Raw genomic sequence first — 359 nt, forward strand, 5'->3', positions numbered from 1 at the left:
GTGAAGCAAAAATCACAGTAGCTGGTACTCCAGGCACTAGAACAGTAACTACCACTTATACTGTGAATCCGACAGATAGTAACCTCATTCCACATGAAGGTCAACCAGTTATCAAACCTTCAACTCCTACAGTGGTTAAAGTGCCAGCTAAAGATGAGGTTGAATATCTCAAAGAAGGTGATGATGTTGTTAAGAAGACAACAACTTACGCGGTCAATGCAAGTACCGGTGCCCTTACTCCAACAGAGACAACAGAAATCTTCAATAGAAATGGAGCCAAGGCTAAGGTTGTCGTTACGCCAATAGAGCCAAGTGTTCGTTATGAAAAAGACGCGACAAAAGCTAAAGGTGAAGCAAAA

The 359-nt window shown here is 42.1% G+C and carries 1 protein-coding gene; it reads left to right on the forward strand.

What is annotated here, in order from left to right; translation table 11 throughout:
* Positions 1-359: hypothetical protein (locus tag N8M09_RS10935; RefSeq protein WP_419991732.1), on the forward strand; the 359-nt coding region annotated here is incomplete at both ends.

The organism is Streptococcus mitis (assembly GCF_946190375.1).
GTDB lineage: Bacteria > Bacillota > Bacilli > Lactobacillales > Streptococcaceae > Streptococcus > Streptococcus mitis_CJ.